This window comes from Ensifer sp. SSB1 (assembly GCF_016652895.1).
Lineage (GTDB): Bacteria > Pseudomonadota > Alphaproteobacteria > Rhizobiales > Rhizobiaceae > Ensifer.
In genome coordinates, this window is record NZ_JAEPRP010000237.1 from 1 (window position 1) to 7,615 (window position 7,615).

7 protein-coding genes and 1 pseudogene are annotated in these 7,615 nt (G+C 64.2%); 6 read left to right on the top strand and 2 right to left on the bottom strand.

Annotated features, from left to right (window positions below; translation table 11 throughout):
• The 5 genes and pseudogenes from I8N66_RS34015 to I8N66_RS34035 all read left to right on the top strand — a co-directional run.
• Positions 1–115: pseudogene (locus I8N66_RS34015) on the top strand (erythrose-4-phosphate dehydrogenase); the annotation flags it as partial.
• A 5-nt stretch (positions 116–120) separates the two neighbouring features.
• Positions 121–711 (top strand): putative glycolipid-binding domain-containing protein, encoded by a 591-nt coding sequence (locus tag I8N66_RS34020; RefSeq protein WP_291163929.1) that lies wholly within the window; start codon positions 121–123, stop codon positions 709–711.
• Positions 711–1,907, top strand: coding sequence for a phosphoglycerate kinase (locus tag I8N66_RS34025; RefSeq protein WP_291163933.1), 1,197 nt, complete (start codon positions 711–713; stop codon positions 1,905–1,907). The genes I8N66_RS34020 and I8N66_RS34025 overlap by 1 nt, the downstream gene beginning before the upstream one ends.
• Before the next feature lie 241 nt (positions 1,908–2,148).
• The gene (locus I8N66_RS34030) at positions 2,149–3,174 is read left to right on the top strand and encodes a class I fructose-bisphosphate aldolase (protein ID WP_291163936.1); all 1,026 of its coding nucleotides are present in this window, start codon (positions 2,149–2,151) and stop codon (positions 3,172–3,174) included.
• 229 nt (positions 3,175–3,403) lie between these two features.
• Entirely contained in the window at positions 3,404–4,333 is a 930-nt protein-coding gene (locus I8N66_RS34035) for a PhzF family phenazine biosynthesis protein (protein WP_291163939.1), read from the top strand.
• 110 nt (positions 4,334–4,443) lie between these two features.
• Here the strand turns inward: I8N66_RS34035 and I8N66_RS34040 are convergent, their stop codons facing one another.
• Positions 4,444–4,986: a TetR/AcrR family transcriptional regulator gene (locus I8N66_RS34040; RefSeq protein WP_113540884.1), complete on the bottom strand. Its 543-nt coding sequence runs from the start codon at positions 4,984–4,986 to the stop codon at positions 4,444–4,446.
• A 104-nt stretch (positions 4,987–5,090) separates the two neighbouring features.
• Here I8N66_RS34040 and I8N66_RS34045 point away from each other — a divergent pair, with 104 nt between their 5' ends.
• Positions 5,091–6,605 carry an MFS transporter gene (locus I8N66_RS34045; RefSeq protein WP_291163944.1) on the top strand — a complete coding sequence of 505 codons (1,515 nt, stop codon included), beginning with the start codon at positions 5,091–5,093 and terminating at the stop codon, positions 6,603–6,605.
• 31 nt (positions 6,606–6,636) lie between these two features.
• Here I8N66_RS34045 and I8N66_RS34050 read toward each other — a convergent pair.
• A partial coding sequence (locus I8N66_RS34050) for a tetratricopeptide repeat protein (RefSeq protein ID WP_291163947.1) occupies positions 6,637–7,615 on the bottom strand: 979 nt, incomplete at its 5' end.

A 7,615-nucleotide genomic window follows, 5' to 3' on the forward strand; every position in this document is an offset into this window, starting at 1 on the left:
CCAGACCAAGGTCGTCGAAGGCAACTTCGTACGTATCCTCACCTGGTACGACAACGAATGGGGCTTCTCGAACCGCATGGCCGACACGGCCGTCGCCTTCGCCAAGCTCATCTAACGCAGATGTTTCGCGCCCTTTCTTCAACGACGGTCCGCTGGCGTCCGCTTGAAGGAGAAGGGCTCGAGCACCTGACGCTGACGCAAACCGAAACTACCGACGGCGCGGTCATCCGCGCCGTTGGCGTTCTCATCGGCAACCGCGGCGGTACGCCCTACGGCGTACGCTATCGGATCGATTGCGACGAGGCCTGGCTGGTTCGCAAGTTCATGGTCGACACGACCGATGGCCGAAGCCTGCACCTGCGCTCGGATGTTCCGGGCCAATGGGCGACGGCGCGCGGCACGCCCCTCCCCGAGTTCGACGGCTGCATCGATATCGACCTCTCGGGCACACCCTTCACCAACACGCTGCCGATCCGCCGTCTCAGGCTCGACCGCCGGGCCGGCACCGTGCGGCTGAAGATGCTCTACGTGCCGTTCGACACATTCGAGCCTGTCGTTGACGGCCAGCACTACACCTGCCTCGATGATTTCAGGCTCTATCGCTACGAGGCCGAGGACCGCAGCTTTGCCGCGGACCTGCCGGTAGACGAGGACGGCCTCGTTATCGACTATCCCACCCTTTTCCAAAGACTATCACCGGAGACTATCTGATGACTTTCAAGACCCTCGACGATCTGACCGACATCGCCGGCAAGCGCGTTCTGGTGCGCGTCGATCTCAACGTGCCGGTCAAGGACGGCGTGGTCACCGACGCGACCCGCATCGAGCGCGTGGCACCGACCATCCGCGAACTGTCCGAGAAGGGCGCCAAGGTCATCCTGTTGGCCCATTTCGGCCGCCCGAAGGGTGAACCGGTCGCCGACATGTCGCTGAAGACGATCGCGACGGCCGTCGAAGACGTGCTCGACCAGCGCGTCCACTTCGGCGCCGACTGCATCGGCGACAAGGCAGCGAACGCGATTGCCGACATGAGCAACGGCGACGTTCTGCTGCTCGAAAACACCCGCTTCCACAAGGGCGAGGAAAAGAACGAGGCCGAATTCGTCAAGGCGCTCGCCGCCAACGGCGACATCTATGTCAACGATGCGTTTTCGGCCGCACACCGCGCCCATGCCTCGACCGAAGGCCTTGCCCATCACCTGCCGGCCTATGCCGGCCGCACTATGCAGGCCGAACTCGAAGCATTGGAAAAGGGCCTCGGCCAGCCGAAGCGCCCGGTCGTTGCCATCGTCGGCGGCGCCAAGGTCTCGACCAAGATCGACCTGTTGCAGAACCTCGTGACCAAGGTCGATGCGCTCGTCATCGGCGGCGGCATGGCCAACACCTTCATCGCCGCCAAGGGCATCAATGTCGGCAAGTCGCTCTGCGAGCATGACCTCGCCGACACCGCCCGGGCGATCATCGCCGCTGCCGATAAGGCCGGCTGCGCCATCGTGCTGCCGGAAGACGGCGTGATTGCCCGCGAGTTCAAGGCCGGCGCCGACAACGAAGTGGTCGACATCAACGCCATTCCGGCCGATGCCATGGTTCTCGACGTCGGCCCGAAGTCGATCGCGGCTGTCAACGCGTGGATCTCCAAGGCCGAAACGCTGGTCTGGAACGGCCCGCTCGGCGCCTTCGAAATCGCCCCCTTCGACAAGGCGACGGTTGCCGTTGCCAAGCATGCGGCTGCCCGCACCCGTCAGGGCTCGCTGGTCTCGGTTGCCGGCGGTGGCGATACCGTCGCGGCGCTGAACCATGCCGAAGTCGCCGACGATTTCAGCTACGTCTCAACCGCCGGCGGCGCGTTCCTGGAGTGGATGGAAGGCAAGCCGCTCCCGGGCGTCGACATCCTCAAGCAGAAGTAAGCCATGCAACCGGCGCGTGGGAACACCCCACGCGCCGGCAATCAAGAAAAAACCTTATTTATTCAAACGATTAAAAAATTTTAAATCGTTTTAGTCGATTTTCTCGCCATTTTCCTGGACAATTTCACCTGTTACTCGCGCCCTTGTTTGGAGCGTGGCGGTTGCCCCGTGCGCCGTCGGTCCGAAACTGTTTCAGTACTCGCCCCGATCCTGGTGATCGGCGCTGTCTAGGGAGAAAAACATGAGCGAAAGACTGGAAGACATCGCTGTCGCCATGGTCGCCAACGGCCGGGGGCTGCTCGCCGCCGACGAGTCCACGGCAACAATCAAGAAACGCTTCGACACGATCGGCCTGGAATCCACCGAGGCCTCCAGGCGGGACTATCGCGAGATGCTGCTGCGCGCCGACGAGGCAATGCGCAAATACATCTCCGGTGTCATTCTCTATGAGGAAACCCTGTTCCAGAAGGCGGCGGACGGCACGCCGCTCGTCGACATCATCCGCGCCGCCGGCTCGATCCCCGGCATCAAGGTCGATGCCGGCGCCAAGCCGATGACCAACTTCCCGGCCGAGACGATCACCGAAGGCCTCGACGGTCTTGCGCAACGGCTGGCCAGATATCACGAAGCCGGCGCACGCTTCGCCAAGTGGCGCGGCGTGATCTCCGTCTCCGACACGCTGCCGACCGCCGGCGCCGTTCGCGCCAACGCCCATGCACTCGCGCGCTATGCCGCCCTTTGCCAGGACGCCGGCATCGTGCCGATCGTCGAGCCGGAGGTGCTCATGGATGGTGCGCCGGGCGACCATTCGATCGATCGCTCCGAGCACGTGACGGAATGGGCGCTGCGCGTCACCTTCGAGGAGCTGGCGGCAATGCGGGTCAAGCTCGAAGGCATGATCCTGAAACCGAGCATGGTGATCGACGGCAAGAAGGCGCGCAACGCGTCCGTCGCCGAAGTGGCCGAACGCACCATCAAGGTGCTGAAGCGCACCGTGCCCTCCGCCGTGCCGGGCATCGCCTTCCTCTCCGGCGGCCAATCGACCGAAGAGGCGACTGCCCATCTTTCGGCCATCAACGTCTTGCGCGACCTGCCGTGGAAGCTGACTTTCTCCTACGGCCGCGCCCTGCAGCAGGAGGCGCTCAACGCCTGGAACGGCAAGGCCGAGAACGTCGCCGCCGGCCAGCGCGCCTTCTCGCACCGAGCCGAAATGTGCAGTCTTGCGGCCAAGGGCGCCTGGAAGAAGGATCTCGAGAAGGCCGCCTGAGCGACACTCGACCGAGGGCAAACGAAGGGGCCGCAAGCCGGCCCCTTTTCGTGTTCCTCGGCCGCATGACGGCGTCATCGGCATCGGGAAGGTAACGGACAGCAGGGGTAGCCGGAGCGCATCCAGTCGCCCCGATCGAACTTGTCACCGGAACAAGTTGGCGCCTTTGCCCGTCGCGGACACTGGCTTAAGCCTTGGCTTCGCATCCAACGCCAGCGAAAGCCGAGCCATGACCGCAGCCTCGCCATCCATCGCCTATGTCACCGTCGACGTCTTTACGGCCGAACGTTTCGCCGGCAATCAACTCGCGGTCATTCCGGATGCCCGGGGCTTGAGCGACGGGCAGATGCAGGCGATCGCGACCGAATTCGGTTACTCGGAAGTCACCTTCGTGTTGCCGCCGCGCGACCCCGCCAACACCGCCGAAGTCAGGATCTTCACCCCGACGATGGAAATTCCCTTTGCCGGCCACCCGAATGTCGGCACCGCCTTCGTACTCGGCCGACTGAATGAAATCTTCGGCCGTGTGCCCGGCGACATCCTGCGCTTCGAGGAAAAGGCGGGCCTCGTCGAGGCGACGTTGCTGCGGGAGAAGGGCGAAGTCACCGGCGCCCGCATCGTCGTGCCGCGGAGCTTGACGGCAGGCCCGGAAATCGACGCCGAGACGATCGCTGCCTGCGCGTCGTTGACATCGGAAGCCGTCAGCACACGGACCCACACGCCGATCCGGCTTTCGGTCGGTCTGCCCTTCGCCGTTGCGGAATTGAGCGATGTCGCGACGCTCTCGGCAGCGCGGCCGAACGTCACCGCCTTCCATGCGGCCAATGCCCGCTACAAGCCGGAGGAGGACAGCTTCAGCCTGTTCCTCTACGCGCGCTCCAAGGACGCGCCGTGGCAGATCCGCGCGCGCATGTTCGCGCCGCTCGACAACGTCAACGAGGATCCCGCCACCGGCAGCGCCTCGGCAGCTCTTTCCACCCACCTCGTCGCGCTGTTACCGGATCAGGATATCGATGTCGAAATTACCATCGAACAGGGCGTGGAGATGGGCCGGCGCAGTCTCATTGGCGCTTCTGTCCGCAAGCAGGGCGGCATCGTTTGGCAGGTCAGTCTTTCCGGCAATTGCGTCAGCGCGATGCGCGGGCTGATCGATCTGTAGTGCTTCCCGCCTGGTGACCGTCAGGCGCGGTCACCGGGTTTCAGCCTGGCACGCCGTAACGCGCGGAATGCTGTGTAATTACTTGCTTGGATCGATACCGATCTGAGGAGTTACGCGGCAGGCAACAGCTTCAAGATATCACCGAACATGTCCCGCCATTCGGCATCGTCCATCTCGACAAAGCCGAAGCCACGCAGCAGGAAGACGCCTTCCGTTGCCAGGAAGGCGAGCCGCGCACGGCGCCCCTCCTCGGTCGACAGGTCGATGCCATCGAGACGTGCACGGTACCAGGCACGGTTCTTCGCCATGTGCTCTTCGCGCTGCAGGAGTGCCGCCATCATGCCGGATGTGCGGGCTCTGTCAGCCGTATTCATCCGGGCGGTCACCGACGCATGCGCGCGCATCGCCTTCACTGGATCGGCGTCATCGCCGCCCTCCGCGGCAACGGCGCTATCGAACTCGCTGAACCAGCGCTCCATCATCGCGTCGATCAGCCCGTCCTTGTTGCCGAAGCAATATTGCACGCCGCCCTTGGTAATGCCGGAAGCCTTGGCGACGGCATCGATCGTCAAGCCGGCTGCACCAACGGCATTCACGATTGCCTCCGCAGCATCCAGCACCTTGTCGCGATCGATCGTCCGCCGTCGTCCCATTCTTGATTTTCCCTTTCAATTCCATACGTATGTATTTATATAGCTGCTCTGATGTTAACAAGGCCTTGCCCTCAATTGATCCCGGGCGGCCATAGAGGTGTACCATGCATCCGCAAAATCGCTGGCTCATTCTGGCCATCGTATCGAGCGCACTCTTTTTGATCGTCGTCGATATGACGGTGCTCTATACCGCCTTGCCCCGCCTGACCCATGACCTCGGCGCCACCGCGTCGGAGAAACTCTGGATCGTCAATGCCTATGCCCTCGTCGTTGCCGGGCTGCTGCCTGGCCTCGGCACGCTGGGCGACCGGCTCGGGCACAAGAAACCCTTCATCGTCGGTCTCGCCGTCTTCGGCATCGCCTCGCTGATCGCCGCCTATGCCCCCAGCCCGACGATCCTGATCGGCGGCCGGGTGCTGCTTGCCGTCGGCGCTGCGCTGATGATGCCGGCAACGCTGTCGATCATCCGCCTCACCTTCACCGACGAGCGCGAGCGAGCGCTGGCGATCGGCGTGTGGGCCGCCATCGCCTCCGGTGGCGCTGCCATCGGTCCGGTTCTTGGCGGCTTCCTGCTGGAATATTTCTGGTGGGGCTCGGTCTTCCTGATCAACGTACCGATCGTCGCGATCGCTCTGCTGCTCGGTGTCGTCGTGCTGCCGAACAACGCCGGCAATCCCAAGCATCCCTGGGACGCGCTCGGCTCGTTCCAGATCATGGTCGGCCTCATCGGCCTTGCCTATGCTGTCAAGGAAACGAGCAAGCGCGAACCGTCACTGGAAGCGGGCCTCGCCGCAGCCGTGATCGGCGCGATCGGCCTCGTCCTCTTCGTCCGGCGGCAACGGCGCAGCGTGCACCCGCTGATCGATTTCAGCCTGTTCCGCAACGGCGCGTTTTCCTCGGGTGTCGCGGCCGCCCTGGTGGCATCGGCCTCCATCGTCGGGATCGAACTGGTGCTGAGCCAGCAGTTGCAGCTGGTCGAGGGCTTTTCGCCGCTTCAGGCGGGCCTCTTCATCTTGCCTATCCCGCTTGCCGCCTTTGTTGCTGGTCCGCTCACCGGCGCCCTCCTGCCCCGTCTCGGAGCGGAAGTGGTGCTGCGCTCCGGTCTCATTCTCGCGGCTGTCGGCCTCGGGGGATACCTGCTGGTCCATGGGTCCGGCGCGTTTGCCCAGATTGCGAGCCTCGTCGTTCTTGGCCTCGGCATAGGCGCCGCGATGACCGCCGCCTCCAGCGCCATCATGTTCAATGCCCCGCCGGAGCGGGCCGGCATGGCGGCCTCCATCGAGGAAGTCTCGTTCGAGCTCGGCGGCGCAATCGGCATCGCCGTTCTCGGCAGCGTGATGTCGCTCGTCTACACCGCCTTCCTCGTGCTGCCGGAAGGTGCCTCCATTTCGGCGATGGCACGCGACAGCCTCGACGAAGCCCTGCTTCTCGCCGAGAAGCTGCCGGCGGATGTGGCCGGCGAACTGGTGACGCGCGCCAGGCTCGCCTTCGAGCAGGCCTTTACCGCGGTCGTGATCGTTGCGACGGCCATGCTCTTTGTCACCGGTGCGGCCATCTGGTGGCTGACGGGCGGCCGCAGCACAGCGCCGGCGGCATCCCGTCAGGCAGGGCACCACTAAGGGTGAACGCCGGGCGATCCCGCCCGGCGGTTCATCGCAACAGGCCCGCTTCGCATTTCGCGATCGCCTCGACCATTGCCTGAAAGCGCACGTGGTGACGCACGGGGTCAAGATCGGAATCCTGCTTGAACCAGAGCAACTGATAGCAGGAACTCTGCGGCAGCAGGGTTTCGAGGAGATCGAGCGCCGCGTCGATGTCGCCGAGAAGGGAATAGACGCAGGCGGTGTTGTAGCGGGCGACCACGTCATCAGGATCGATCGCGAGCGCCCGGGCCGCCCATTCGCGTGCCCGATCCGCCTCGCCCATGTGAGCGAGTGCGAGCGCGCCGCGATGCGCGGGGCCGGAGTTTTCCGGGTTGAGCTCCAGCGCCCGTTCCGCGCGCGCGATGCCGATCCTTGCCCATTGCGCCCGTTCGGCATCGCGGCCGAGCGATTTGTAGGCGCTCATCAGATGGATCGGCGACAGATAGTCGTCCGGCCGGATGTCGGCGGCCCGCTTGAAAAACTGGATCGCGGTTTCGAAGGCACCTTGCATGAACAGGAAACGCGCATAGTGGAAGTTCGCCTCATAGAGGCTGGGGTCCAATGTCAGCGCCTGCTCGAACTCGGCCACCGCCGCATCGTCCTGCCCGTCCTGGTGCAGGACCAGGCCACGGGAGGCATGCGCCTCCGCCAGGTTCGGATCGATATCCAGCGCCTTGTCGGTCATGAACAGGATGCTTTGCAGCGGAAACTCGTCCTCGTGCCAGTCGCGCAGCGCCGACTCGCAGTCGGCGATACCGGCATAGGCACGGGCGAAGCTGGGGTCGAGCTCCACCGCCTTCAGGAACATGCGACGGGCCAGCAGCAGATAGGACCGGGTCCAGGCATGCGAAAACTGGCGGCCGCGCAGGTAATAGGTATAGGCCTCGACGCTCGTGGTCGGGTCGCTTTCGATCGCCCGCCGTTCCGCCGGCAGCAGCTTGACCCGGAGCTGATCAACGATGGCGTGCGTGATCTCGTCCTGAATG

Bases quoted from the DNA above. Each gene is read 5' to 3' on its own strand.
- I8N66_RS34020 (WP_291163929.1), top strand. From the start codon at position 121: ATGTTTCGCGCCCTTTCTTCAACGACGGTCCGCTGGCGTCCGCTTGAA.
- I8N66_RS34025 (WP_291163933.1), top strand. From the start codon at position 711: ATGACTTTCAAGACCCTCGACGATCTGACCGACATCGCCGGCAAGCGC.
- I8N66_RS34030 (WP_291163936.1), top strand. From the start codon at position 2,149: ATGAGCGAAAGACTGGAAGACATCGCTGTCGCCATGGTCGCCAACGGC.
- I8N66_RS34035 (WP_291163939.1), top strand. From the start codon at position 3,404: ATGACCGCAGCCTCGCCATCCATCGCCTATGTCACCGTCGACGTCTTT.
- I8N66_RS34040 (WP_113540884.1), bottom strand. From the start codon at position 4,986: ATGGGACGACGGCGGACGATCGATCGCGACAAGGTGCTGGATGCTGCG.
- I8N66_RS34045 (WP_291163944.1), top strand. From the start codon at position 5,091: ATGCATCCGCAAAATCGCTGGCTCATTCTGGCCATCGTATCGAGCGCA.